This is a genomic window from Streptomyces sp. NPDC058052 (assembly GCF_042885515.1).
Taxonomy (GTDB): Bacteria; Actinomycetota; Actinomycetes; order Streptomycetales; family Streptomycetaceae; genus Streptomyces.
This window is the reverse complement of sequence record NZ_JBHVRX010000001.1, coordinates 227,829-251,706: the sequence shown is the minus strand read 5'-3', so window position 1 is coordinate 251,706 and position 23,878 is coordinate 227,829. Positions and strand designations below refer to the sequence as shown.

General features: G+C 72.9%; 21 protein-coding genes. 9 read left to right on the top strand and 12 right to left on the bottom strand.

The window, feature by feature from the left end; genetic code table 11:
- Nucleotides 1–62: 62 nt before the first annotated feature.
- The 3 genes from ACFVU3_RS01320 to ACFVU3_RS01310 all read right to left on the bottom strand — a co-directional run bounded on the left by ACFVU3_RS01320 (nucleotide 63) and on the right by ACFVU3_RS01310 (nucleotide 3,189).
- Nucleotides 63–518 carry a GNAT family N-acetyltransferase gene (locus ACFVU3_RS01320; RefSeq protein WP_390062620.1) on the bottom strand — a complete coding sequence of 152 codons (456 nt, stop codon included), beginning with the start codon at nucleotides 516–518 and terminating at the stop codon, nucleotides 63–65.
- Nucleotides 519–699: 181 nt separating this feature from the next.
- Nucleotides 700–1,548: a nitroreductase/quinone reductase family protein gene (locus ACFVU3_RS01315; RefSeq protein WP_390062619.1), complete on the bottom strand. Its 849-nt coding sequence runs from the start codon at nucleotides 1,546–1,548 to the stop codon at nucleotides 700–702.
- Nucleotides 1,549–1,734: 186 nt separating this feature from the next.
- Nucleotides 1,735–3,189, bottom strand: a complete 1,455-nt coding sequence (locus ACFVU3_RS01310) for a cation:dicarboxylate symporter family transporter (protein WP_390062617.1) — start codon at nucleotides 3,187–3,189, stop codon at nucleotides 1,735–1,737.
- Between the two features lie 150 nt (nucleotides 3,190–3,339).
- On the opposite strand from ACFVU3_RS01310, the gene ACFVU3_RS01305 reads away from it, so the two are divergent.
- The 3 genes from ACFVU3_RS01305 (at nucleotide 3,340) to ACFVU3_RS01295 (ending at nucleotide 6,603) form a co-directional block, all read left to right on the top strand.
- A complete protein-coding gene (locus ACFVU3_RS01305) occupies nucleotides 3,340–5,085 on the top strand; it encodes an ATP-binding protein (protein ID WP_390062615.1) in 1,746 nt (581 codons plus the stop codon).
- Nucleotides 5,082–5,768 (top strand): response regulator, encoded by a 687-nt coding sequence (locus ACFVU3_RS01300; RefSeq protein ID WP_390062613.1) that lies wholly within the window; start codon nucleotides 5,082–5,084, stop codon nucleotides 5,766–5,768. Before ACFVU3_RS01305 ends, ACFVU3_RS01300 begins: the two co-directional genes overlap by 4 nt.
- A gap of 226 nt (nucleotides 5,769–5,994) precedes the next feature.
- Complete coding sequence (locus tag ACFVU3_RS01295; protein WP_390063004.1) at nucleotides 5,995–6,603, top strand: helix-turn-helix domain-containing protein; 609 nt, start codon at nucleotides 5,995–5,997, stop codon at nucleotides 6,601–6,603.
- Between the two features lie 146 nt (nucleotides 6,604–6,749).
- On the opposite strand, the gene ACFVU3_RS01290 is transcribed toward ACFVU3_RS01295, so the two are convergent.
- Nucleotides 6,750–7,775, bottom strand: coding sequence for a 6-phosphofructokinase (locus tag ACFVU3_RS01290; RefSeq protein ID WP_390062611.1), 1,026 nt, complete (start codon nucleotides 7,773–7,775; stop codon nucleotides 6,750–6,752).
- Between the two features lie 367 nt (nucleotides 7,776–8,142).
- On the opposite strand from ACFVU3_RS01290, the gene pta reads away from it, so the two are divergent.
- From pta to pyk, 3 genes are all read left to right on the top strand, one after another.
- Complete coding sequence (gene pta / locus ACFVU3_RS01285; protein ID WP_390062609.1) at nucleotides 8,143–10,245, top strand: phosphate acetyltransferase; 2,103 nt, start codon at nucleotides 8,143–8,145, stop codon at nucleotides 10,243–10,245.
- The gene (locus ACFVU3_RS01280) at nucleotides 10,242–11,519 is read left to right on the top strand and encodes an acetate kinase (RefSeq protein ID WP_390062607.1); all 1,278 of its coding nucleotides are present in this window, start codon (nucleotides 10,242–10,244) and stop codon (nucleotides 11,517–11,519) included. Before pta ends, ACFVU3_RS01280 begins: the two co-directional genes overlap by 4 nt.
- A gap of 74 nt (nucleotides 11,520–11,593) precedes the next feature.
- Nucleotides 11,594–13,024 carry a pyruvate kinase gene (gene pyk / locus ACFVU3_RS01275; RefSeq protein ID WP_390062605.1) on the top strand — a complete coding sequence of 477 codons (1,431 nt, stop codon included), beginning with the start codon at nucleotides 11,594–11,596 and terminating at the stop codon, nucleotides 13,022–13,024.
- Nucleotides 13,025–13,112: 88 nt separating this feature from the next.
- Here the strand turns inward: pyk and ACFVU3_RS01270 are convergent, their stop codons facing one another.
- The 4 genes from ACFVU3_RS01270 to ACFVU3_RS01255 form a co-directional block, all read right to left on the bottom strand.
- The gene (locus tag ACFVU3_RS01270) at nucleotides 13,113–14,543 is read right to left on the bottom strand and encodes a hypothetical protein (protein WP_390062603.1); all 1,431 of its coding nucleotides are present in this window, start codon (nucleotides 14,541–14,543) and stop codon (nucleotides 13,113–13,115) included.
- Nucleotides 14,533–15,105 (bottom strand): DUF6114 domain-containing protein, encoded by a 573-nt coding sequence (locus ACFVU3_RS01265; protein ID WP_390062601.1) that lies wholly within the window; start codon nucleotides 15,103–15,105, stop codon nucleotides 14,533–14,535. Before ACFVU3_RS01265 ends, ACFVU3_RS01270 begins: the two co-directional genes overlap by 11 nt.
- A 123-nt stretch (nucleotides 15,106–15,228) precedes the next feature.
- Nucleotides 15,229–15,891, bottom strand: coding sequence for a DUF6230 family protein (locus ACFVU3_RS01260; RefSeq protein ID WP_390062599.1), 663 nt, complete (start codon nucleotides 15,889–15,891; stop codon nucleotides 15,229–15,231).
- Nucleotides 15,892–16,517: 626 nt separating this feature from the next.
- Nucleotides 16,518–17,486: a tetratricopeptide repeat protein gene (locus tag ACFVU3_RS01255; RefSeq protein ID WP_390062598.1), complete on the bottom strand. Its 969-nt coding sequence runs from the start codon at nucleotides 17,484–17,486 to the stop codon at nucleotides 16,518–16,520.
- 252 nt (nucleotides 17,487–17,738) lie between these two features.
- Between ACFVU3_RS01255 and ACFVU3_RS01250 the strand changes: the two genes are divergently transcribed.
- Both ACFVU3_RS01250 and ACFVU3_RS01245 read left to right on the top strand, forming a co-directional pair.
- Nucleotides 17,739–18,380, top strand: a complete 642-nt coding sequence (locus tag ACFVU3_RS01250; protein WP_390062596.1) for a TetR/AcrR family transcriptional regulator — start codon at nucleotides 17,739–17,741, stop codon at nucleotides 18,378–18,380.
- Nucleotides 18,381–18,389: 9 nt separating this feature from the next.
- Nucleotides 18,390–18,809 carry a PPOX class F420-dependent oxidoreductase gene (locus ACFVU3_RS01245; RefSeq protein WP_390062595.1) on the top strand — a complete coding sequence of 140 codons (420 nt, stop codon included), beginning with the start codon at nucleotides 18,390–18,392 and terminating at the stop codon, nucleotides 18,807–18,809.
- 69 nt (nucleotides 18,810–18,878) lie between these two features.
- On the opposite strand, the gene ACFVU3_RS01240 is transcribed toward ACFVU3_RS01245, so the two are convergent.
- The 4 genes from ACFVU3_RS01240 to ACFVU3_RS01225 all read right to left on the bottom strand — a co-directional run bounded on the left by ACFVU3_RS01240 (nucleotide 18,879) and on the right by ACFVU3_RS01225 (nucleotide 22,814).
- Nucleotides 18,879–20,579, bottom strand: a complete 1,701-nt coding sequence (locus ACFVU3_RS01240) for a methylmalonyl-CoA mutase family protein (protein ID WP_362180075.1) — start codon at nucleotides 20,577–20,579, stop codon at nucleotides 18,879–18,881.
- Nucleotides 20,580–20,651: 72 nt separating this feature from the next.
- A complete protein-coding gene (locus ACFVU3_RS01235; RefSeq protein WP_390062594.1) occupies nucleotides 20,652–20,984 on the bottom strand; it encodes a DUF3817 domain-containing protein in 333 nt (110 codons plus the stop codon).
- A gap of 44 nt (nucleotides 20,985–21,028) precedes the next feature.
- Entirely contained in the window at nucleotides 21,029–21,538 is a 510-nt protein-coding gene (locus tag ACFVU3_RS01230; protein WP_376601972.1) for a MarR family winged helix-turn-helix transcriptional regulator, read from the bottom strand.
- 31 nt (nucleotides 21,539–21,569) lie between these two features.
- A complete protein-coding gene (locus ACFVU3_RS01225; RefSeq protein WP_390062593.1) occupies nucleotides 21,570–22,814 on the bottom strand; it encodes an MFS transporter in 1,245 nt (414 codons plus the stop codon).
- A 70-nt stretch (nucleotides 22,815–22,884) separates the two neighbouring features.
- Here ACFVU3_RS01225 and ACFVU3_RS01220 point away from each other — a divergent pair, with 70 nt between their 5' ends.
- The gene (locus ACFVU3_RS01220) at nucleotides 22,885–23,877 is read left to right on the top strand and encodes a DUF5937 family protein (RefSeq protein ID WP_390062591.1); all 993 of its coding nucleotides are present in this window, start codon (nucleotides 22,885–22,887) and stop codon (nucleotides 23,875–23,877) included.
- Nucleotide 23,878 lies beyond the last annotated feature (1 nt).

The window sequence follows — 23,878 nt, the reverse complement described above, 5'->3', positions numbered from 1 at the left end:
GGGTCCGGTGCTCCGGTGCTCCGGTGCTCCGGTGCTCCGGTGCTCCGGCTACGGGGTGCCGGCTACGGGGTGCCGGCCGTCAGGCTCTTGTGGAAGTGGACGTCCTCCGCGCCACCCGGGATGCCGAGCGTGCGGCCGGTCTCCACGTACCCGTGCCGCCGGTAGAAGTCCGGCGCCTGGAAGGTGAAGGAGGAGACCACCGCGCGGTCGCAGCCGCGCCGGCGGGCCTCCGCCTCGGCCGCGCGCAGCAGCCTGCTCCCCCACCCGTCCCGGCGGTGGTCCTCGTGCACCCACAGCATGTCGATGCCGAGCAGCCCGCCCCAGGTCCAGGCGGTGAGCCCGCCGACGGTCCCGCCCGTCGCCGGATCGACGGCCCGCACGGACAGCTCGCCCTGGTCCTCCGCCGTCGTCCCGGTGGCCGCGAAGTTGTACGCGTCGAGGCCGCTGTCGAGGAGCTTCGCCAGTTCCGGGTCGCGGTTCCCGACGGTCAGCCCCGGCTCGTCGTGATCATGGTTCATGGCGCCGAGTCTGGCACGGGCCCACCGGGCCCCGGTCCGCACCGCGGGGTCCGCGCGGTCGCCCCGCCCGCTCGGCCGGCCCTCCGGCGCGCCGGCACCGGGCGGGCGCGCCGGCACCGGCGTGCGCCCCGACGCCGGCGTCGGCGTCGGCGTCGGGGCAAGGGCGGCGCGGGACGGAAGGTCAGCCCGCCGCCCTGAGGAGCGGCACGATCTCCGCCTCCTCGTACGCGAAGTGCGCCTCCAGCTCGGACCGCAGCCGGTCGAACTCGGGACGCAGCTCCTCCGGCCCGGTCTCGTCGACCCGGGCGAGCAGCGCGCGCAGCCCGTCCAGGGCGCGGGCGACGGTGTCGTGCTCGGCGCGCAGCCGCTCGAAGACCCCCGCCCGGTCGGGGAACTCCCGGGCCAGGTAGGGGAAGAGGCCGGCGTCCTCGCCGCCGTGGTGGTGGGCGAGGCCCGCGCAGAAGGTGAGGCAGTGGCGGCGCAGCTCCACCGTCAGGTCGGCCGCGCCCGGCGCGGCGAGGCCGTCGGCGAGGGCGGCCAGCTCGCCGCGCAGCCAGTCGTGGATCTTCACCAGTTCGTCGGCGAGGGCGTCGAGCCGGTCCGGCGGGGTGTAGTCGGAGGCCGGGATCCGGTGGAGGACGACGACGGGCAGGACCCGGTCGGTGGCCTTCTGGTAGTCGGCGTAGCCGGGGGCGGCGGCGACGACCTTCGCGAAGAGCGCGTCCCGCTCGGCGCCGGTCGCGGCGACGGCGGTGGCCTGCCAGGCGTCGGGGCCCACCTCGACGGTGACGGTGGGGTTCACCAGGACGTTGCGGTACCAGTCCGGGTGGCGGTCGGAGCCGCCGGCCGAACCGACGACGAGGAGGCGGTCGCCGTCCTCGACGAAGCCGAGCGGGGTGGTGTGTTCTTTTCCGGACCTGGCGCCGGTGGTGGTGAGGAGAAGGAGCACCCATCCCTCGAAAGGGCCGCCGAGGCGTCCGGCGTTGGTGCGGAATTCTTCGATGATCGGGGCGTTGAAGTCGAGAGGCAACTGCCGTCCCTACGGTCCTCTTGCCTCCATGTCTCCGCTTTCGAGCGCGGACCGACACGCGACGTGAGTGGGCCCATTGTCACGCGGAGGCCCTTGACGATGTCAAGGGCCTTCTTCGCGGGGCGGGTTCCTCCCGGTGCCCGGATCCGGCTCAAGGCCCGGGTCCCGGGAGGAGGTTCACGGCGGTCAGACGCCGGCGCGGGCGCGCTCCTCGCCCTGGTCGCGCTGGTCCGGTACGGCTCCGGGGTCGCCGGCCGGGTCGTGGCCGGCCGGCCCGGCGTGGCCGGCGTGGTCGGCGTGGTCGTCGACGAGCGTCTTCTCGTCGAAGGGGAACTTCCCCGCCAGGACCTCGGTCACCCGCGTCCGGTCGATCTCCTTCGTCCACGTGCCGACGAGGACGGTGGCGACGGCGTTGCCCGCGAAGTTGGTGAGGGCGCGGGCCTCGCTCATGAAGCGGTCGATGCCGACGATCAGGCCGACGCCGTCGACCAGGTCGGGGCGGTGCGACTGGAGCCCGCCCGCGAGGGTGGCGAGGCCGGCGCCGGTGACGCCGGCGGCGCCCTTGGAGGCGATGACCATGAAGACGAGGAGGGAGATCTGCTCGCCGATCGAGAGCGGGTCGCCCATCGCCTCGGCGACGAAGAGCGAGGCCATCGTGAGGTAGATGGCGGTGCCGTCGAGGTTGAAGGAGTAGCCGGTGGGGACGGTGATGCCGACGACCGGCTTGGAGACGCCCAGGTGCTCCATCTTGGCGATCAGACGGGGCAGCGCGGACTCGGAGGAGGAGGTCGAGAGGATCAGCAGGAACTCGCGGCCCAGGTACTTCAGGAGGGCCCAGATGTTGATCCCGGCGACCAGCCGCAGCAGCGCGCCGAGGACGACGAAGACGAAGAGGGCGCAGGTCAGGTAGAAGCCGATCATGATGACGGCGAGCGACTTGAGGGCGTCGAGGCCGGTCGCGCCGACGACGGCGGCGATGGCGCCGAAGGCACCCACCGGGGCCGCCCACATGATCATCGAGAGGATGCGGAAGACCAGCCGCTGGATGTGCCCGATGCCGCGCAGGACCGGCTCGCCGGCCGGGCCCATCGCCTGGAGCGCGAAGCCCGCGAGGAGGGCGACGAGCAGGGTCTGGAGGACCTCGCCCTCGGTGAAGGCGGAGACCAGGGTCGTCGGGATGATCCCGAGCAGGAAGTCGGCGGTGCCCTCGCTCGCGCCCTCCGCCTGCTTGGCGCCGGCCTCGGCCAGCTCCTTGGTGAGGTGGAGGCCGGAACCGGGCTCCAGGAGGTTGCCGACGACCAGGCCGATCGCGAGTGCGACGGTCGACATCACCATGAAGTAGCCGAGCGCGAGGCCGCCGACGGCACCGACCTTGGCCGCCTTGCGGACCGAACCGACGCCCAGGACGATCGTGCAGAAGATGATCGGCGAGATCATCATCTTGATCAGGTTCACGAAGCCGGTGCCCAGCGGCTTCAGCTCGACGGCCACGCCTGGGGCGAGGAAGCCGACACCGACGCCGAGCAGGACGGCGGCGATGACGGCCAGATACAGATAGTGGGTACGGTCCCGGCGTGCGGCCACGGGGTCCTCCTCGCGCTGATGGGTGTCCACGTCCCGGTGGACTCCGCGACTATCCATCAGCCTGTGACCGGGGTCACCGTTGCGTGCGTTTCGTTCATGGCCGAAACGTCACCGGTCCCCGGGGCGGGCGCGGACCCGGTCCGCGGGAAGGGCACGATTCGGGAACGCAACGCTCCGGAGCAAATCGAGGCGTGCACACTTGCTCGCATGCGTCTCCCGCTCCTCCGCCCCCTCCCCCGGCCACGGCCCCGCAGCCTGGCCGGCCAGCTCTTCGCGATGCAGGTCGTGCTGATGGCCGCGGTCGTGGCGGGCTGCGCGGTCTTCGCGTACCTCACGGACCAGGACCAGGCCGAGGAGACCGCGCGCCGGCAGTCCACGGCGACCGCCACGGCCGTCGCGGGCTCGCCGTCCGTGGTGGCCGCGGCCCGCTCGGCCGATCCGTCCGCCGTGCTCCAGCCGTACGCGGAGGAGCTGCGCCGGCGGGCCGACGTGGCCTTCGTGGTGATCATGGCGCCGGACGGGACGCGGTGGACGCACCCGGAGCCGGACCAGATCGGCCGCCACTACCTCGGGCACATCGAGCCGGCGCTCCGCGGCGAGACCTTCTCCGAGACCCACCTCGGGATCCTCGGCCCCTCGGTGCGGACGATCACGCCGGTCCTCTCCGGCGGCAGGGTGGTCGCCCTGGTCAGCGCGGGCATCACGATCGAGCGGATCAGCGCGCAGGTACGGGAGCAGGTGACCGCGCTGCTCGGGATGGCGGGCCTGGCGCTCGCGCTCGGCGGCGCCGGCACGTACGTGATCAACGCCCGGCTGCGGCGGCACACCCACGGGATGAACGCCGGCGAGCTGAGCCGGATGCACGACTACCACGAGGCCGCGCTGCACGCGGTGCGGGAGGGCCTGGTGATGCTCGACGGGCGGCGCCGGATCGCGCTCATCAACGACGGGGCGCGCGAACTGCTGGGCCTGGACGAGGGGGTGGTCGGCCGGCCGGCGGCGGAGCTCGGGCTGCCGGCCGGGCTCACCGGGGCGCTGCTCTCCTCGGAGCCCCGGGTGGACGAGACGCACCTGACCGACGAGCGGGTCCTCGTCGTCAACACCCGGCCGGTGGTGGGCGGGGAGCGGCGCGGCACCGTGGTGACGCTCCGGGACCGCACCGAACTCCAGTCGCTGTCGGGCGAGCTGGACTCGCAGCGCGGGTTCACGGAGGCGCTGCGGTCGCAGGCCCACGAGGCGGCGAACCGGCTCCACACGGTGGTGTCGCTGATCGAACTCGGGCGGGTGACGGAGGCGGTGGAGTTCGCGACGGCGGAGCTGGAGCTCGCCCAGGCGCTCACCGACCGGGTGGTGGACGCGGTCGGTGAGCCGGTCCTGGCGGCGCTGCTGCTCGGCAAGGCGGCGCAGGCCAACGAGCGGGGCGTCGAGCTGGTCCTCACCGAGGACAGCCGGATCGACGACGGGCTGCTCCCGCCGGCCCTGGAGCCGAGGGACCTCGTCACCGTCCTCGGCAACCTCGTGGACAACGCGGTGGAGGCGGCGGGCGGCACCCCGCACGCGCGCGTGACCGTCACGGTCGCGGCGCGCGCCGGCGACGGCGAGCTGCTGCTCCGGGTCGACGACAGCGGGCCCGGGGTCCGCCCCGCCGACCGGGACGCGGTCCTCGGCCGGGGCTGGTCCACCCGGGGACCGGGCCGGGGCCTCGGCCTGGCGCTGGTCCGCCAGGCCGTCACCCGCGCCTCCGGCACGCTCGCCCTGGACGAGGCGCCGGGCGGCGGCGCGCGCTTCACGGTCCGCGTCCCGCTCCCCCGCAGGCCCGAAGCCCCGGCACCCGCCGGGGAATCCGGACCGGAACCCGGACCGGGACGAGGGCCGGAGCGCGGACCGCAGCCCGGTCCGGAGCCCGGCGCGAGGCTCGCCCCGGAGCCCGGCGCCGAGGGAGGTGCCGCGTGAGCGGGACGCAGGAGATCCGGGTGCTGGTGGTCGAGGACGACCCCGTCGCCGCCGACGCGCACGCGCTGTACGCCGGCCGGGTGGAGGGCTTCCGGGTGGTCGGGGTCGCGCACTCGCGGGCGGCCGCGGTCCGGATGCTCGACCGGGTCCCCGTCGACCTGATCCTGCTCGACCTCTACCTGCCGGACGGGCACGGTCTCGCCCTGCTGCGGGCGCTGCGGGCCGCAGGGCACGCGGCGGACGTCATCGCGGTGACCTCGGCGCGCGATCTCGCGGTGGTGCGGGAGGGGGTGTCCCTCGGGGTCGTGCAGTACGTGCTCAAGCCCTTCGCCTTCGCCACGCTGCGGGACCGGCTGGTGCGGTACGCCGAGTTCCGGGGGGCGGCCGGGGAGGCGTCCGGGCAGGACGAGGTGGACCGGGCGCTCGCCGCGCTGCGCGCCCCGCACCCCGCCACGCTGCCCAAGGGCCTGAGCGGGCCGACCCTGGAGGCGGTCACCCGCACCCTTCGGGAGGTGCCGGCCGGGCTGACCGCCGCGGAGGCGGGCACGGCGGTGGGCATCTCGCGGATCACCGCCCGCCGCTATCTGGAGCACCTGGTGACCGAGGGCCGGGCGGTCCGGGCCCCGCAGTACGGCCAGATCGGCCGCCCGGAGCTCCAGTACCGCTGGCGCGGCGGCCGCTGAGCGCGGAAGCCGCTCCTCCGCCGCTTCCTCCGCCACTCCTCCGCGATCACCGCTCACCGGACGTCACAGCCCGATTACCGACCGGTTCCCACGTTCCTACAGGCCGTGGCCTCAGATGAACGCACCGTAGCCACAGATCCTCCCGCGCCCCTACCGTGGCGAGGTGCACCATCCCTCTCCTCCCTTCGACGCCCCGGCCGCGCGCCGCCTGCGCCAGGGGCTCGGCATGGCACCGGGCCATGTCGCGTACGGCCTGCGCGCCCAGTACGGCCTCTCCGTCACGCCCGACACCGTCGCCGCCTGGGAGCGCGGCACCCTCGTGCCGAGCGAACAGGAGCTGACCGCCCTCGCGGGCGTCCTGTGGTGCTCGCCCGCCGATCTGATCGCCGTCGCCTCCACCCTGCGGGAGCACCGGGTGGCGCGCGGACTCTCCACGGAGGACCTGGCCCGGCAGGTCGGCGTCGCCGCGCACGCGTACCGCCGGATGGAGGACGAGGGCGGCTGGAAGGGCACCGAACGGCAGACGGCAGCGCTCGCCGAGGTCCTCGGTCTCGGCCCGCGCGCCCTCGTCACCGCCACCGGCGGGACCGAACGGCTGGCGGAGCTGCTGCGGGACGCGGCGACGACGCGCTGGCAGGCGTACGTGAAGCCGGTCGTCCGCATGCTGCCGCTGACCCGGCGGGTGGTGGAACCGGCGCTCGCGCTGCTGCACACCGAGTACCACTCCCGGATGGCGGCGACGTCCAGCTGGGGCGCGTCGGGAGCCACGGGCGACGAGGGCCGCGCGTACCTGGAAGCGGTCTCCGACCACTTCTGGGCGGCGGTCGGCCACTAGGCCGTCTCTTCCGAATCCCGCCCCGCGGGCTCCGCCCGCCGGGCGGAGCAGGACCTGGGTCCGGTGGAAACGAGGACGGAGGTCCCGCCGCGCGGGACCTCCGTCCTGGGTGTTCACGGGGGCCGGAAGCCGGCCCCGTACGACGGTCAGAAGACCGACTCGGCCTCGCGCACCCGGTCCTCCGGGACCGTCTTGAGGCGGGTGACGGCCTCGGCCAGCGGCACCATCTTCACGTCGGTGCCGCGCAGCGCGGTCATGTTGCCGAAGTCGCCGTGGTGCACCGCCTCCACCGCGTGCCAGCCGAAGCGGGTCGCGAGGACGCGGTCGTACGCGGTCGGGGTGCCGCCGCGCTGGACGTGGCCGAGGATGACCGGGCGGGCCTCCTTGCCGAGGCGGCGCTCCAGCTCGTAGGCGAGGGCGGTGCCGATGCCCTGGAAGCGCTCGTGGCCGAACTGGTCGATCTCGCCCTTGCCGTAGTCCATCGTGCCCTCGGCGGGGTGGGCGCCCTCGGCGACGCAGATGACGGCGAACTTCTTGCCCCGGGCGAAGCGCTCCTCGACCATTTTGACCAGGTCGGCCGGGTCGAAGGCGCGCTCGGGCAGGCAGATGCCGTGGGCGCCGCCGGCCATGCCGGACTCCAGCGCGATCCAGCCGGCGTGACGGCCCATCACCTCGACGACCATCACCCGCTGGTGGGACTCGGCGGTGGTCTTCAGCCGGTCCATCGCCTCGGTGGCGACGCCCACGGCGGTGTCGAAGCCGAAGGTGCGGTCGGTCGACGAGATGTCGTTGTCGATGGTCTTGGGGACGCCGACGACCGGCACGCCGGCGTCGGAGAGCATCCGGGCGGCGGTCAGGGTGCCCTCGCCGCCGATCGGGATGAGGGCGTCGAAGCCGCTCTTCTCCACGAGCGCCTTGGCGTTGTCGCAGGCGGCGGCGAAGCGGTCGCGCTCCAGGCGGGAGGAGCCCAGGATGGTGCCGCCGCGGGCGAGGATGCCGCTGACGGCGTTGAGGTCGAGGGCGCGGTAGCGGCCGTCGAGGAGGCCGGCGTAGCCGTCCTCGAAGCCGATGACCTCGTCCCCGTAGTTGGTGACGGCCCGGTGCACGACCGACCGGATCACTGCGTTCAGACCGGGGCAGTCGCCGCCTGCGGTGAGGACTCCGATGCGCATCGTGCTCTGTCTCCTGCTCGGTCGAGGTTCCGTTTGAGCCGTTTCGATTCTCACACGACGGACGCGTCCGGGGCGCTCGCCGCCGCTCCGCGCGTGCCGGGAACGGGTCCGTCCGGGGGTCTTTCGTCCCTTGGCGGAGGCCCTTCGTACAGCGGGCGACCTACCCAGGTGCAGGGGTATTGTCAAGGGGGTAATGCCGCCCTGTCGGATTGTTTTCGAGGCCGAAGATTGACTTTCGAGGTCGAAGGTCGACACGGGGCGGGTAGGCGCAGGGCGAGGGCCGGGCCCGAGGCGGGCCGGGCCCTCACGCAGGACGGCCCGTCCACGGGACGGGCCCCTTCCGCAGGACTGGACAGGAGACCACGGCGTGACGCGCAGCGTGTACGTGACCGGGATCGACCGCGGGGACGGCCGCCAGGTCGTCGAGCTGGGAGTCATGGAGCTCCTCACCCGACAGGTGGACCGGGTGGGGGTGTTCCGGCCGCTGGTGCACGACGGGCCCGACCGCCTCTTCGACCTGCTGCGCGCCCGCTACCGGCTGGCCCAGGACCCCTCGACGGTCTACGGCATGGACTACCACGAGGCGTCCGCGCTCCAGGCCGAGCAGGGCACCGACGAACTCCTCTCCCGGCTGGTCGACCGCTTCCACGCGGTCGCCCGGGAGTACGAGGTCGTCCTCGTCCTCGGCACCGACTTCGCCGGCACCCAGGTCCCCGACGAACTGGCCCTCAACGCCCGCCTGGCGAACGAGTTCGGCGCCTCGGTCATCCCGGTCGTCGGCGGCAAGGGCCAGGAGGCCGAGTCCGTGCGGGCCGAGGCGCGCAACGCCTTCCGCGCCTACGACGGGCTCGGCTGCGACGTCCTCGCGATGGTCGTCAACCGGGTCGCGGCCGAGGACCGCGAGGTCATCGCCGACCGGCTGGCCGCCCGGCTGCCCGTCCCCTGCTACGTCCTCCCGGACGAGCCCGCGCTCGCCGCGCCGACCGTCGCCCAGATCACCCACGCCCTCGGCGCCACCGTCGTCCTCGGCGACGACGCCGGGCTCGCCCGCGACGCCCTGGACTTCGTCTTCGGCGGCGCGATGCTCCCGAACTTCCTGAACGCCCTGACCCCCGGCTGCCTGGTCGTCACCCCCGGGGACCGCGCCGACCTGGTCGTCGGCGCGCTCGCCGCCCACTCGGCCGGTACGCCCCCGATCGCCGGCGTCCTGCTCACCCTGGACGAGCGGCCCAGCGACGCGGTCCTCACCCTGGCGGCCCGGCTCGCGCCCGGCACCCCGGTGATATCCGTCCCCGGCAACAGCTTCCCGACCGCCGCCGAACTCTTCGCCCTGGAGGGGAAGCTGAACGCGGCCACCCCGCGCAAGGCGGAGACCGCCCTCGGCCTCTTCGAACGGCACGTGGACACCGCCGATCTGCTCAAGCGGATCTCCGTGGCGCCCAGCGGCCGGGTCACCCCGATGATGTTCGAGCACGAGCTGCTCGAACAGGCCCGGGCCGACCGGCGCCGGGTGGTGCTGCCCGAGGGCACCGAGGAGCGGGTGCTGCGCGCCGCCGACGTGCTGCTCCGCCGGGACGTCTGCGACCTCACCCTGCTGGGCGACGTCGAGGCCATCCGCAAGAAGGCCGCCGACCTCAGCGTGGACCTGCGGGAGACCCAGCTGATCGACCCGCAGACCTCCGAGCTGCGGGACGCCTTCGCCGAGCAGTACGCGGCGCTCCGCGCCCACAAGGGCGTCACGGTGGAACTCGCCTACGACGTGGTCGCGGACGTGAACTACTTCGGCACCCTGATGGTCCAGGAGGGCCTGGCCGACGGCATGGTCTCCGGCTCCGTCCACTCCACCGCCGCGACCATCCGCCCCGCCTTCGAGATCATCAAGACGAAGCCGGACGCCTCGATCGTCTCCTCCGTCTTCTTCATGTGCCTCGCCGACAAGGTGCTCGTCTACGGCGACTGCGCGGTCAACCCCGACCCGGACGCCGAGCAGCTCGCGGACATCGCCGTGCAGTCGGCGGCCACCGCGGCCCGCTTCGGCGTCGAGCCGCGGATCGCGATGCTCTCGTACTCCACCGGCACCTCGGGCTCCGGCGCCGACGTCGACAAGGTGCGCGAGGCCACCAAGCTGGTCCGCGAGGCGCATCCGGCGCTGCGGATCGAGGGCCCCATCCAGTACGACGCGGCCGTGGAGCCCTCCGTGGCGGCGACCAAGCTGCCGGACTCGGAGGTGGCCGGGCAGGCGACCGTGCTGATCTTCCCGGACCTCAACACCGGCAACAACACCTACAAGGCGGTGCAGCGTTCGGCCGGCGCCGTCGCCGTCGGCCCGGTCCTCCAGGGCCTGCGCAAGCCGGTCAACGACCTCTCGCGCGGCGCCCTCGTCAGCGACATCGTCAACACGGTCGCCATCACGGCGATCCAGTCCCAGGTCCCCGCCGGGGCCGCCGACGCCCAGGAGCCCACCGCATGACCACCCCCGCCCCCGGAATCCCCGTCCCGGGAACCCCCAGCCGCGTCCTCGTCCTCAACTCCGGTTCCTCGTCGGTGAAGTACCAGCTCCTCGACATGAGCGACGGCAGCCGGCTCGCCCAGGGCCTGGTGGAGCGGATCGGCGAGGACACCTCCCGGCTCGCCCACACCCCGCTCCAGGGCGGGGGCGGCGCGAGGCGCGAGCGGACCGGCCCGATCCCCGACCACGCGGCGGCGCTGAAGGCGGTCGCCGAGGAGCTGGCGGCGGACGGGCTCGGTCTGGACTCCCCCGAACTGGCCGCGATCGGCCACCGGGTGGTGCACGGCGGGCTGCGCTTCACCGAGCCGACGGTCATCGACGACGAGGTGCTCGCCGAGATCGAGCGGCTGGTGCCGGTGGCGCCGCTGCACAACCCGGCGAACCTGCTCGGCATCCGCACCGCGACGGCGCTCCGCCCCGACCTGCCGCAGGTCGCGGTCTTCGACACCGCCTTCCACACCACGATGCCGGAGGCGGCGGCCCGGTACGCGATCGACGTGGAGACCGCCGACGCGCACCGGATCCGCCGCTACGGCTTCCACGGCACCTCGCACGCGTACGTCTCCCGGGCGACGGCGAAGCTGCTCGGCAAGGAGCCGGAGGAGGTGAACGTGATCGTGCTGCACCTCGGCAACGGCGCCTCCGCCTCGGCGGTGCGCGGCGGCCGCTGCGTGGACACCTCCATGGGCCTGACCCCGCTGGAGGGCCTGGTCATGGGCACCCGCTCCGGCGACATCGACCCGGCGGTCACCTTCCACCTCAAGCGGGTGGCGGGCATGTCGGCCGACGAGATCGACGTGCTGCTCAACAAGAGGTCCGGGCTCGTCGGGCTCTGCGGCGACAACGACATGCGCGAGATCCGGCGCCGGATCGACGAGGGCGACGAGCGGGCCGCGCTCGCCTTCGACATCTACGTCCACCGGCTGAAGAAGTACATCGGCGCGTACTACGCGGTGCTCGGCCGGGTGGACGCGGTGGCGTTCACGGCCGGCGTGGGCGAGAACGCGGCGCCGGTGCGGGAGGCCGCGATCGCCGGCCTGGAGGAGCTGGGGCTCGCCGTGGACGCCGGCCTCAACGCCCTGCGGTCCGACGAGCCGCGGGTGATCTCGCCCGAGTACGCCCGGGTGACGGTGGCCGTGGTGCCGACCGACGAGGAGCTGGAGATCGCCCGTCAGACCTTCGAGCTGACCGCCGGAACGGCGGCCGGAAACACGTCCGAAAAGGTGAACGCCTGAGCGGGCCCGCGCCCATTTGTACTTTCCGCCAGCCGGAATATTCCGCAGTGAAACAAACCGATAGGATCCGCCTCATGCGCCGTTCCAAAATCGTCTGCACGCTGGGCCCCGCCGTCGACTCGTACGAGCAGCTGAAGGCTCTCATCGAGGCCGGTATGAACGTGGCCCGTTTCAACATGAGCCACGGGACCCAGGCAGAGCACCAGGAGCGGTACGACCGCCTCCGCAAGGCCGCCGCCGACACCGGCCGCGCCGTCGGTGTGCTGGCCGACCTCCAGGGCCCCAAGATCCGTCTGGAGACCTTCGCGGAGGGTCCGGTCGAGCTGGTCCGCGGGGACGAGTTCACCATCACCACCGAGGACGTCCCCGGCGACAAGTCCATCTGCGGCACCACCTACAAGGGCCTTCCGGGCGACGTCTCCAAGGGCGACCAGGTCCTCATCAACGACGGCAACGTCGAGCTGCGGGTCGTCGAGGTCGAGGGCCCCCGGGTCAAGACCGTCGTCATCGAGGGCGGCGTGATCTCCGACCACAAGGGCATCAACCTGCCCGGTGCGGCGGTCAACGTCCCGGCCCTCTCCGAGAAGGACGTCGAGGACCTCCGCTTCGCCCTCCGGATGGGCTGCGACATGGTCGCCCTCTCCTTCGTCCGCGACGCCGCCGACGTCAAGGACGTCCACAAGGTGATGGACGAGGAGGGCCGCCGGGTCCCCGTCATCGCCAAGGTCGAGAAGCCCCAGGCCGTCGAGAACATGGCCGAGGTCGTCGCCGCCTTCGACGCCGTCATGGTGGCCCGCGGCGACCTCGCCGTCGAGTACCCGCTGGAGCGGGTGCCGATGGTGCAGAAGCGTCTCGTCGAGATGTGCCGCCGCAACGCCAAGCCGGTCATCGTCGCCACCCAGATGATGGAGTCGATGATCACCAACTCGCGGCCGACCCGCGCCGAGGCGAGCGACGTCGCCAACGCCATCCTGGACGGCGCCGACGCCGTCATGCTCTCCGCCGAGTCCTCGGTCGGCGCCTACCCGATCGAGACCGTCAAGACGATGTCGAAGATCGTCACCGCGGCCGAGGAGGAGCTGCTCTCCAAGGGCCTCCAGCCCCTGGTCCCGGGCAAGAAGCCGCGCACCCAGGGCGGCTCCGTGGCCCGCGCGGCCTGCGAGATCGCCGACTTCCTCGACGGCAAGGCGCTCATCGCCTTCACCCAGTCCGGCGACACCGCCCGCCGCCTCTCGCGCTACCGCACCCAGCAGCCGATCCTCGCCTTCACCACGGACGAGGGCACCCGCAACCAGCTCACGCTGAGCTGGGGCGTCGAGTCCTTCCTCGTCCCGTTCGTCGACAACACCGACGCGATGGTCGACCTCGTCGACGCCGAGCTGCTGAAGCTCCAGCGCTACAACGAGGGCGACACCATGGTCATCACCGCCGGCTCGCCCCCCGGCGTCCCCGGCACCACCAACATGGTCCGCGTCCACCACCTCGGCGGCGCCGAGCGCGCCTGACGCGCCCGCACGGCACCATGACGAAGCCCCCGTCCGACGGATCGGACGGGGGCTTCGCCGTGTGCGGCTCCCGGAGCGGTACGGGGGATCAGCCGGGCTCGATGCTGTTGCGCAGGCCCTTGATGCTGAGGGTGCCGCCGAACTGACCGGCCTGGATGACGGTCGCGTTCGAGAAGATGGCGAGCGGGACGTCGAGCGGCGGCGGGGTCTGCGGGGTGAACTCCACGGGGATGATCCCGAAGAGGTTGCCCTTGATCGACTCGGTGTACATGGTCACCGTGCCGTTCGTGATCGTCGAGGTCGAGCCCTTGTCCGACCGGACGTGCCCCTTGCGGCCGTCCGAGTGGACGGTCGTCTGGTGCAGGTCCTTGATGTCGATGCCGTTCTTCGCCGTGAACTTCAGGACCTTCTTGATCTGGCCGCTGGAGGTCTTCACCTCCACGATGCCGTGGTACTTCAGGCCCTTCAGGGTGAGCAGCGTGGTGTCCAGCCGCCACGGCTCGTCCGGGAGGAGCGGGATGCCCTGCTCCAGGTCGGCGGCGGCGAGCGCCTCCGGGTCCGGCTCCGGGCACGGGAAGCGGGGCTTGGCCCCGTCGGGTATGTCCGTGTCCGGCTTGGCGTCCAGGCCCTGGGCGCTCTCGTCGAGCTCCTCGACCTCGGCGCCGGCCTTCTCGGCGGCCTCCTCGATGGCGGCCCTGGTCCGGTCGGCGCCGTCCTGTGTCCCGTCGGCGTCGGCGTCGGCGTCGGCCGGACGCTTCTCCGTGGTCCCGGAGGGCTTCTCGGCGGCCTTCTCCTCGGTCTCCGCGGCGGGCGCCCCGGTCGCCGGGGCGTCGTCGTCCGCCGTGGCCGCCTTCTGCCGCGGGGCGGCCGTCGTCGCCGACGGGGCCGGCGTCGCGGTGGCGGACGGGGTGGCCGACGGGGTCGCCGTGGGCTCCCGCTCCGGGGCGAGCCCGTCGAAGAAGTCCTTGATGGCGTCGCCGACACCCAGCGGGTCGAGCGGATCGACCGACTGCGTGGGCGTGGGCGCGGCCGTCTCCGCCGCGGCGGGCGCGGCCTCCTGCGCCCCGCCCGGGGCGGCCGCGGTCGCCGGAGCGGTCGCCGGAGCCGTCGTGGTCGCGGTGGGTTCCGGGGTCGCCGTGGCGGTGGGCGTGGCGGTCGCGGACGGGGTCGCCGTCGGCTCCTCGGACGGCTCGGACGGCTCGGACGGCTTGGTGGCCGTCGCCGTCGGTTCCGGCTTCGCGGTCTCGGTGGCCTTCGCCGTGGGCGTGGCCGTCGTCTCCTCCGCCACCGGCTCGTCGGAGCGGGTCACACAGGGGCCGGGGGCGAAGGGGATGTCCTTCTCGTCGGCCAGGGCGGGACTGGGCGCGAGGCCCATGCCCACGAGCACCGCGGTCGGCATGGCGGCGAGCGCCATGGCCTTGCCCGCGGGGCCCTGGATCCTGTTCAGCAGCGTCTTGCGAGGGGCCGCGTGGCGCGGCCCGCTCCTCCCGAGGCCCTGCTGGGTCTCGTCACCCCGCACTGTTCCTCCCGCCGTTGGCGTCGATCGTCGTGTCGGTCGCCGGCCCCTGCGCCTCGCGCTGCTCCGGGACTCCGGCCGCCAGTACGGCCTGCGTCCCGGTCTCGAAGGCGTACGCGTCCTTCCCGGAGGCCACCGGCTCACCGTCGTGCTCCGCGTCGCCGGTCTCCTCGACCGTCGGGGCGGGTGCCCAGGCCGCGGACATGCCGCCGCCGACGAGGGCGAACAAGAACCCGATGACGAGACCGCCGAAGTTCGACACGGGGATGGAGACCAGGCCCAGCACGATCGCCGCGACACCCGCGAAGACCCGCACGACGGGCTGGAACCACATCGTCAGGCCGAGCGTGAAGAGCAGGACGCCGATGATCAGCGCGCCGGCGCCGGCGGTCGTGGCCATGGCCAGGGTGATGTTGCCGAGCCGCACGTCCCCGTACGGGAGGTAGGCGATCGGCACGCTGGCGAGGATGGTGAACAGTCCCGCCCAGAAGGGCCGGGTCTGCCGCCAGACCTTGAACCGGTTCTCCTTGGGGACTTCGGGGGAGGCAGGGGTCTCGGCGCTCATGGAAAACAGCTCCCTGGAAGCGGTGTTGCTGAGAAAGAAGAGAAGGCGAAGGTGCCCGGCGGGCGGGACCGCGCGCGGCGGCCCCGCCCTCAGGACAGCTCGGTCCCGGGGGACCGCTCTGTGCTAGAAGCACTCCTTCGAGGTGCCCCGGTGCAGGGACAGGCTCAGGTCGGGGAGCTTGAAGGTGGCGGCCGTGGTGGCCCACGCCTTCTGCTTGACGTTGCTCAGCGTGACGCTGTCGGCGCGCTGGGCGAAGCCGTTCGGGTTGGCCTGGGTGTCGGGCTGGATGCCCTGGCCGCCCTCGCGCTTCGGGAGCGAGCCGGCCGCGACGCCGATGTCGATGTTCTTGAAGTCGGCGTCGGCGTCCAGGTAGGAGACATCGAGGTAGATGTCCTTGGCCTGGACCTTGTCCTCGTCCTTGCCCGTCTTGGCCGCGTCGGTGCCGGCCTCCAGGCGGAGGGTGATGTCGCCGAGACCCGGAACCGGGGTCACGACGGACTGGCACATGTTGGTGATCTTGGCCGTGTCGAAGCCGGAGACGGCGACCGGAGCGGCGAACGGCTTGCCCTCAAGGGTGTTGCCCTTGGCGATGCTGCCGTACTGGACGAACTCGGTGCCCTCGAGCTTGTCCGTCGTGACCTTGAACTCCTGGCCGGAGATCGCGAAGGACGCGGCGAGCGCGCCCTGCGCCAGGCCGACACCGATCGCGGCCGTGGCGGCCATGCTCGGGACCATGACGACGGCGAACCGCTTCCATCTGGTCCCGCCACGAACCTGGGACTTCATGAGAATCCTCCTTCTCGGACGTACATCTCCAGAAGGGCCCGGGGCCCGTCCTGGGATGGGAGAAGAGCTACGTCCTCGGGAAGGAGAGCGCCGAGGCATCAGGAGGCGCGACGCGCGTCCGAATCACCGGCGATCACCCCCGAGCGACAACCATGTGCCGCGCGTGCGCACGGCCCGGTGGACAGGTCCTGCCCGGTGGGAGCAGGAACCCCCCTGTCCGATGGCCGGCCGCCAGGGGCGCCGGCCCGCCCGGTGGGGACCCTCGCCGCGCGTCCCAGGCGGTTGCCGGGGCGTGCGGTTCGGACCGAGCGTGGCCGATCGTGGTCCATTCCCGGCGCCCGCACAAGGGGTTCATTACTCGCTAGTAACGGATGCGTGACCGCGCCATGGCGCGATGCCGCCGGGTGGGCACACAGGGTGGAGGCGCGTGGTGCGGAATATCCGCTTTTGGAAGGGTGAACCCGGACAGACCCACGGGTTCGATTTACTGCAAGTAACAGCGGCCGCGATTATCAAGATTTGGTAAAGCGCGGCCGCCACTTGTCACCGTGTCGCCAAATCGTCGGACGATCCGGGACCGTGCCGGGACTGAGCAAGCGCTCGGTCCGAGGAGGTCAGAGCACCTGTCAGAAGAGCACGCGGGCCAGCGCCTGCCGGGCCGCGATCACCCGCGGGTCCTCCGGGCCGATCACCTCGAAGAGCTCCAGGAGCCGCACCCGCGCCGCGTCCCGGTCCTCGCCGACGGTCCGGCGCACGGTCTCCACGAGCCGCCCGAAGGCGTCCTGGACGTGACCGCCCACCAGGTCCAGGTCGGCGGCGGCGATCTGCGCGGCGGCGTCCGCCGGGGCGTCCGCCGCGTTCTTCCGCACCGTCTGCGGGTCCATGCCCTGCACCCGGGCGAGCAGCTCGGCCTGGGCGAGGCCCAGCTTGGCCTCGGGGTGCTCGGGGTCGTCGGCCAGCACGTTCTTGTACGCCTGGACCGCGCCGGCCATGTCGCCCGCGTCCAGCGCGGCCATGGCCGCCTCCAGCAGGGCGTCGTAGGGTCCGGCGGCCGGCCGCTCGGCGGCCTCGGAGCCCTCCGCGTCCCGGTCCACGGCGAGGCCGGTGAGACCGAAGCGCTCTTCGCCGACCTGGATCAGCTGGTCGAGGGTCTGGCGGATCTGCGCCTCGGGCACCGCACCCTGGAACAGGGGCAGCGCCTGACCGGCGACGACCGCGAAAACGGCCGGAATTCCCTGGATGCCGAACTGCTGCATCAGCATCTGGTTGGCGTCGACGTCGATCTTCGCGAGCAGGAAGCGGCCGTCGTACTCCACGGCCAGCCGCTCCAGGAGCGGGCCCAGCTGCTTGCAGGGCTCGCACCACTCGGCCCAGAAGTCGAGGACGACCGGTACCTCGGCGGAACGCTGGAGCACATCGCGCTCGAAGCCCGCCTCGTCGACGTCGATCACGAGGGCGGAGGGCGGCACCGCCGCGGGTCCGCCGTGACGGGCGGCCTCTGCGCGCGCCTGCTCCGCCTTCGCCTTGGCCTCTCCGGCCGCCTTCACGGCGGCGAGGTCGACGACGCCGCTCATGGACATGTTTCGGGGCTGCATGCGTACATCCTCCCCCCTCCGCGCGCGGAACCGGTAAGCCATGGCTGAACAGCGCCCTCCGCCGAGGGCGCCCGTACCCGCCGGGTCCCCACCCGGCGGTCCTGCGATGGTTGTCGCTCGGGCCGCTCAGAGCCTTTCGCTACGGGTCGTAGCGTAATGGCCGAGGCCGGGCCGGGGGGAGCCCCGGGCCGTGAACTGCCTCACATCGCGCGCCTCTGGCGCCGTACCTACCGGCGGGTATGGTCGTCGTCCATGTCATGCAAGTCCGGCCGACCCACCCCCCGCACCACCCGTACCGGCCGCCCCCGCTCCACCGAGGCCGACACGGCCATCCTGGAGGCGACCCGCGCGGCCCTGGTGGAACTGGGCTGGTCCAAACTCACCATGGGCGACGTCGCCACCCGGGCCGGAGTCGCCAAGACCACCCTGTACCGCCGGTGGGCCAACAAGAACGAACTGGTCGTCGACGCCGTCGCCGTCCTCTTCGATGAACTCGAACTGCCCGACCTGGGTTCCCTCCAGGCCGACATCGAGCACGTCGTCCTCCAGTTCGCCGCCCTCCTGGAGCGCCCCGAGACCAAGACGGCCCTGATGGCCGTGGTCGCCGAGTCGACCCGGGACGCCCCGCTGCGCGAGCGGATCCGCACCTCGATCGTGGAGCGCCAGAAGCGGCTCGTCCTGGACGGGCGCCGGCGGGCCCAGGAGCGCGGCGAGCTCCCCGCCGACCGCGACCCGGTCACCGTGGACGCCACCGACGACCTGATCTTCGACGTGGTCGCGGGCGCGGTGGTGCACCGGGCCCTGGTGAGCGCCGAGCCGGTGGACGGCCAGTGGGTGGCACGGCTCTCGGCGCTGCTGGTCGGCGGCCTGGGCGCGGTGGCGGCACTCGGCTAGCGTGCCCGCATGATCATTCGTACGGACACACGGCTCTCCCCGGCGGTACGCGCCCTGCTCGACGACGTGAACCACGCGGTCCTGGCCACCATCCAGCCCGACGGCTCCCCGCAGACCTCGGTGGTGTGGGTGGGCCGGGACGGCGACGACGTCCTGATCTCCAGCCAGGACGGCCGCCGCAAGGTCAAGAACATCCGGGCCGACGCCCGGGTCTCCCTCATCCTGCTCGACCGCCGCGACCCGGACCGCTACACGGAGATCCGCGGCTCGGCGACGGTCACCGAGGACGAGGGCCGGGCCCTGGCGGTGGCATTGGCGGAGAAGTACGAGGGCCCGGACGCCGGGCGGGAGTACCTGGAACTGCCGCCGGAGGAGGTCCGGGTGACGCTCCGGATCACCCCGTCGAAGGTGCTGGGCTCGGTCCGCTGAGGAACGCGGACGGGGCCGGTACGGGATTCCCGTACCGGCCCCGTCCGCGTCCGCGGGCGCTCGTCCGGATCAGAAGCCGGCGGGCTCCACGTACACGCCCCACTCGTCGCGGAGCACGTCGCAGATCTCGCCGAGGGTGGCCTCGGCGCGGACCGCGTCGAGCATCGGCGGGATCATGTTGGAGCCGTCCCGGGCGGCCGCGAGCATGGCGTCGAGGGAGGCGCGGACCTTCGCCTCGTCCCGCCGGCCCTTGCGCTCGCCGAGGACCCGGACCTGCTCCCACTCGACCTCGTGGCTGACCCGGAGGATCTCCAGGTCGCCGGTGACCGATCCGTGGTGGACGTTGACGCCGACGACGCGCTTCTCGCCCTTCTCCAGGGACTGCTGGTAGCGGAAGGCGGACTCGGCGATCTCGCCGGTGAACCAGCCGTCCTCGATGCCGCGCAGGATGCCGGAGGTGATCGGCCCGATCGGGTGCTGCCCGTCCGGGTGGGCGCGCAGGCCGCGCTCCTTGATCTGGTCGAAGATCTTCTCGGCGTCGGCCTCGATGCGGTCGGTGAGCTGCTCGACGTACCAGGAGCCGCCCAGCGGGTCGGCGACGTTGGCGACGCCGGTCTCCTCCATGAGCACCTGCTGGGTGCGGAGCGCGATCTCGGCGGCCTGCTCGCTCGGGAGGGCGAGGGTCTCGTCGAGGGCGTTGGTGTGGAGGGAGTTGGTGCCGCCGAGGACGGCGGAGAGCGCCTCCACGGCCGTGCGCACCACGTTGTTGTACGGCTGCTGGGCGGTGAGCGAGACGCCGGCGGTCTGGGTGTGGAAGCGGAGCCACTGCGCCTTGTCGGTCTTCGCCCCGTACACCTCCTTCATCCAGCGGGCCCAGATCCGGCGGGCGGCGCGGAACTTGGCGATCTCCTCGAAGAAGTCGAGGTGCGCGTCGAAGAAGAAGGAGAGGCCGGGGGCGAAGACGTCCACGTCGAGGCCGCGGGAGAGGCCGAGCTCGACGTAGCCGAAGCCGTCGGCGAGGGTGTAGGCCAGCTCCTGCGCGGCCGTCGCCCCGGCCTCGCGGATGTGGTAGCCGGAGACGGAGAGCGGCTTGTACGCGGGGATGCCGGCGGCGCAGTGCTCCATCAGGTCGCCGATGAGGCGCAGGTGCGGCTCCGGCGGGAAGAGCCACTCCTTCTGGGCGATGTACTCCTTGAAGATGTCGGTCTGGAGCGTGCCGTTGAGCACGGCCGGATCGACGCCCTGGCGCTCGGCGGCGACCAGGTACATGCAGAAGACGGGCACGGCGGGGCCGGAGATCGTCATCGACGTGGTGACGTCGCCGAGCGGGATGTCCTTGAAGAGGACCTCCATGTCGGCGGCGGAGTCGATGGCGACGCCGCAGTGGCCGACCTCGCCGAGCGAGCGGGGGTCGTCGGAGTCGCGGCCCATGAGGGTGGGCATGTCGAAGGCGACCGAGAGCCCGCCGCCGCCGGCGGCGAGGATCATCTTGTACCGCTCGTTGGTCTGCTCGGCGTTGCCGAAGCCGGCGAACTGGCGGATGGTCCAGGTGCGGCCCCGGTAGCCGGTGGGGTGCAGTCCCCGGGTGAAGGGGTACTCACCGGGCCAGCCGATGCGCTCGAACCCCTCGTAGGTGTCCCCGGGCCGGGGCCCGTAGACCGGCTCGACCGGGTCACCGGAGAGCGTGGTGAAGTCGGCGTCGCGCTTGCGGGCCTTGTCGTAACGGGCCTGCCAGCGACGGCGGCCTTCCTCGATGGCGTCAGCGTCCATGCCTTCGAATTTACTAGGACGTCCTAGTAAATGTCGATGAGAAACCCCCGCACATCTGTGCGGGGGTGAGGGTCAGGCCCGGGCGGGAACCGGCTGCGCGCCGCTGACCAGCGGCTTCACCTCGGCGACGACCTTGCGCTCGACGAAGAAGGCGGCGAGGGGGATCGTGCCCGAGAGCAGGAGCCACACGATCTTGCCGAAGGACCAGCGGGCCTTGGAGCCCAGGTCGAAGGCGAAGACGAGGTAGATGATGTACAGGACACCGTGGGCCTGGGAGACCGCGAAGGTCACGTCCTCGCCGGTGTCGAAGCCGTACTTGGCGACCATGCACCCGCAGAGAATCAGGAGCATGACGGCGGTCACGTACGCCATGACGCGGTAGCGGGTCAGCACGCTGGATTTCATGCCGACGAGCGTAACCGCACGTTCCGGGGCGATCTTCGCTGGGGTCAGCCCTCGTCGAAATCGTGCGCCGCGACCCGCAGCGGACGCAGCAGGGCGAAGATCTCGGCGCACTCCTCGGAGTCGTACGCGCCGAGGCCGAACTCCATCTCCATCAGGTCGCGGGTGGCGGACTCCACCACCTCGCGGCCCTTCTCGGTGATGGAGGCGAGCGTGCCGCGCCCGTCGTTGGGGTTGGGGCGCTTGTCGACCAGGCCGGACCTCACCAGGCGGTCCACCGTGTTCGTCACCGAGGTGGGGTGGACCATCAGCCGCTCGCCGATCTTCGACATCGGCAGCTCGCCCGCCTTGGAGAAGGTGAGCAGCACCAGGGCCTCGTAGCGGGCGAAGGTGAGCCCGTACGGCTTGACCACGGCGTCGACCTCGGCCAGGAGGATCTGGTGGGCGCGCATGATCGAGGTGATCGCGGCCATCGAGGGGACCGGGCCCCAGCGCTTCTGCCAGAGTTCGTCGGCTCGGGCGATGGGGTCGAAGGGGAGACTGAGCGGCTTCGGCACGCGTCGACCTTACCGACTGGTCATATGGCGGTCAGCCCCGTCTCACCTTTCGGCCGCCCGACGCACGCGTCTCGGCCAGGAGGGCCGCGACGACCGCGGTGGCGAGGGCCCCGGCGCCGGCGACGACGAGGTGGACGGGGACGAATTCGGCGACGAGCCCCGCGCCGGCCATGCCGACGCCCTGGGCGGTCATCATGCCCGCCGTCATGAGGGTCATGGCCCTCCCCCGCCGCTCCTCGGGGACGGCGGCGACGAACCAGGCGTCGAGGCCGAGGGTGTACGCGCCGGCGGCTCCGGCCAGCACGAGGGCGAGGGCGGCGAGGGCGGGGCCGGGGTGGAGCGCGTAGAGGAGGAAGGGGAGGAAGCCGGCGAGGAGGAGCGGGGCGACGAGCCGGGAGCGGGTGGCGGGGCGGAGGACGGCGCCGGCGAGGAGTTCGCCGGCGATGGTGCCGACGGGCATCGCGCACATGAGGAGGCCGAGGGCGGCGGTGGAGACGCCGAGTCCGGCGGCGTAGGGCGCGGCGAGGGCCTCGGGGACGACGACGAAGAGCGGCGGCACCCAGAAGAGCAGCATGAGGGCGCGGATCCGCCGGTCGCGCAGGAGGGACCAGGTGGCGCCGAGGCCCTCGTGCCCGGCGGCGGCGCGGGCGGGGCGGCGGGCGGTGCCGAGGCGCAGCAGGAGGGCGGAGAGGAGGAAGCCGGCGACGGTGAGGGCGATGGCGCCGCGGGCGGGGACGACGGTGAGGAGGACGCCGCCGACGCCGAAGCCGGCGAGGAGGGCGGACTGGGAGACGATCCGCAGGAGCGAGCGACCGAGGACGAAGAGGTCGCCCTCGCCGAGGATGTCGGCGAGGGTCGCCATGCGGGTGCCCTGGAAGACGGGGGCGACGGCGGCGACGGCGCAGCGCAGGACGAGGAGCCCGGCGACGGGGGTGGCGGGCAGCACCATGAGGGCGACGGCGCCGGCGCAGATCAGGTCGCAGACGACGAGGACCCGGCGGGGCGGGTGGCGGTCGGCGAGGCCGGCGAGGAGGGTGCCGCCGAGGAGGTGGGGGAGGAAGCCGACGGCGAAGGTGAGGGAGGAGAGGAGCGGGGAGCGGGTGAGGTCGTAGACGAGGACGGTGAGCGCGATCTCGCTGACGACGAGTCCGAGGAGCGAGAGCACGTGCGCGCCGAAGACCCACCGGAACTCGCGGACGCGGAAGACGGCGAGGTAGCCGGGCGGGGGCGCGGCGGCGGCCGGGGGTGCGGCGGCGGCCGTGTCGGTCGGGGACATGGCGGCAGCCTGCGGGCGGGGAGGCGGCCGGGCCTAGACTTTCGGCTCCAGCCGAATCCGAGGAGGGGTCGTGCCCTATCACCTGCTCTTCGGGGAGGCGGACGCGCTGCGGATCCGGTTCGCGGTGTCGCCGCTGTGGGAGACCCAGTCGGCCGTGCGGGTGCTGGCGCGACCCCGGCAGCAGGGGTACCACCTGCCGTGGCTGCGGCGGATCGGCGGGGCCGCGCGGGCGCTGGAGCTGGCGCCGCTCCAGCTGCTCATGCCGGAGCGGGGGCATTCGCCGGACTTCCTGTACCCGCCGCCGCTCGGGCCCGCCGCGTCCTTCGAGGACGAGCTCGCGGCGGTGCGGGCGGTCGATCCGGCGCTGGCGGGGCCGGACATGGCGCGGGCGCTGGCCTGCACGCCGGGGGCGGCGCGGAGCGCGGAGGGGCGGCGGCTGCTGGCCGATCCCGCCGGGGCGGTGGAGCGGCTGGCCGATCTGCTCGGGGCGGCCTGGGAGGCGCTGGTCGCGCCCGAGTGGCCGCGGTTGCGGGCGCTGCTCGAAGCGGACGTGGCCTACCACTCGCGGCGGCTCGCGGACGGGGGGCTGGAGCGGCTGCTGGGCGAGCTGCACCCGTCGTTCGCCTGGGACCCGGAGGCGGCGGTCCTGGAGGTGAGCTACCGCGGGGAGCATGTGCGGGCGCTGGGCGGGCGGGGTCTGGTGCTGATGCCGTCGGTGTTCATCTGGCCGGAGGTGGTGAGCGGCTTCGAGGAGCCGTGGCAGCCGACGGTGGTGTACCCGGCGCGCGGGATCGGCGGGCTGTGGACGGAGCGTCGGGGGCGCACCCCCGAGGCTCTCGCCCGGCTCCTCGGCCCGGTGCGGGCGGACGTGCTGTGCGCGCTCGCCGAGCCGATGGGGACGACGGCGCTGGCCCATCTCCTCGGCCGGGCGCCGTCGTCGGTGTCGGCGCACTTGTCGGTGCTGCGGGAGGCGGGGCTGCTGACCTCGCGCCGTTACGGCCACCAGGTGCTGTACGAGCGGACGCCGCTGGGGATGGCGGTGTCGCAGCCGGACGCCGGATGAC

What these genes read in the sequence shown, in the direction of transcription:
- ACFVU3_RS01295 (WP_390063004.1), top strand. Translation starts at nt 5,995, where the DNA reads ATGGCACCGGGCCATGTCGCGTACGGCCTGCGCGCCCAGTACGGCCTC.
- ACFVU3_RS01255 (WP_390062598.1), bottom strand. Translation starts at nt 17,486, where the DNA reads ATGCAGCCCCGAAACATGTCCATGAGCGGCGTCGTCGACCTCGCCGCC.
- pyk (WP_390062605.1), top strand. Translation starts at nt 11,594, where the DNA reads ATGCGCCGTTCCAAAATCGTCTGCACGCTGGGCCCCGCCGTCGACTCG.
- ACFVU3_RS01320 (WP_390062620.1), bottom strand. Translation starts at nt 518, where the DNA reads ATGAACCATGATCACGACGAGCCGGGGCTGACCGTCGGGAACCGCGAC.
- ACFVU3_RS01245 (WP_390062595.1), top strand. Translation starts at nt 18,390, where the DNA reads ATGATCATTCGTACGGACACACGGCTCTCCCCGGCGGTACGCGCCCTG.
- ACFVU3_RS01250 (WP_390062596.1), top strand. Translation starts at nt 17,739, where the DNA reads ATGTCATGCAAGTCCGGCCGACCCACCCCCCGCACCACCCGTACCGGC.
- ACFVU3_RS01310 (WP_390062617.1), bottom strand. Translation starts at nt 3,189, where the DNA reads ATGGATAGTCGCGGAGTCCACCGGGACGTGGACACCCATCAGCGCGAG.
- ACFVU3_RS01280 (WP_390062607.1), top strand. Translation starts at nt 10,242, where the DNA reads ATGACCACCCCCGCCCCCGGAATCCCCGTCCCGGGAACCCCCAGCCGC.
- ACFVU3_RS01240 (WP_362180075.1), bottom strand. Translation starts at nt 20,579, where the DNA reads ATGGACGCTGACGCCATCGAGGAAGGCCGCCGTCGCTGGCAGGCCCGT.
- ACFVU3_RS01305 (WP_390062615.1), top strand. Translation starts at nt 3,340, where the DNA reads ATGCGTCTCCCGCTCCTCCGCCCCCTCCCCCGGCCACGGCCCCGCAGC.
- ACFVU3_RS01290 (WP_390062611.1), bottom strand. Translation starts at nt 7,775, where the DNA reads ATGCGCATCGGAGTCCTCACCGCAGGCGGCGACTGCCCCGGTCTGAAC.
- ACFVU3_RS01265 (WP_390062601.1), bottom strand. Translation starts at nt 15,105, where the DNA reads ATGAGCGCCGAGACCCCTGCCTCCCCCGAAGTCCCCAAGGAGAACCGG.
- ACFVU3_RS01225 (WP_390062593.1), bottom strand. Translation starts at nt 22,814, where the DNA reads ATGTCCCCGACCGACACGGCCGCCGCCGCACCCCCGGCCGCCGCCGCG.
- ACFVU3_RS01235 (WP_390062594.1), bottom strand. Translation starts at nt 20,984, where the DNA reads ATGAAATCCAGCGTGCTGACCCGCTACCGCGTCATGGCGTACGTGACC.
- ACFVU3_RS01260 (WP_390062599.1), bottom strand. Translation starts at nt 15,891, where the DNA reads ATGAAGTCCCAGGTTCGTGGCGGGACCAGATGGAAGCGGTTCGCCGTC.